1 protein-coding gene is annotated in these 328 nt (G+C 65.9%); it reads left to right on the forward strand.

The genetic code is table 11. The features are described from left to right. Nucleotides 1–134: 134 nt before the first annotated feature. Nucleotides 135–328, forward strand: a 194-nt coding sequence (locus EN862_RS36685) for a hypothetical protein (protein WP_210235709.1), incomplete at its 3' end; no start/stop codon positions are given.

Genomic DNA, 328 nt, shown 5'->3' on the forward strand with positions numbered 1-328 from the left:
GCGCGGCGCATATGAGTATATACCTATGCGCCTGTTCTTTTCCCGGCGCGACACGCCTAGAGTCCGGCCACGGTGTGGCAACCCGGCGGAGCAACACGTGCCGCTGCATAAAGCACGTGACCTGGACTGACCCGATGAGGGCTGTGTTCGCATTCGTCACCCTGGGGCTGGCGGCGCTGGCCGCAAGCATGCTCTTCATGCTTCTTCTGCGGGCCTATCCGGCCCTCCATGGTGACCGGGGCCGGCTGCCCGGCTCGCCGCTGCCGGGGACGGCGAGCAATCGAGTGGCGGGGGTCTCGTCACGGATCGGCGAGGAATACGAACTCAC

It is taken from the genome of Mesorhizobium sp. M2E.F.Ca.ET.219.01.1.1 (assembly GCF_004016445.2).
Lineage (GTDB): Bacteria > Pseudomonadota > Alphaproteobacteria > Rhizobiales > Rhizobiaceae > Mesorhizobium.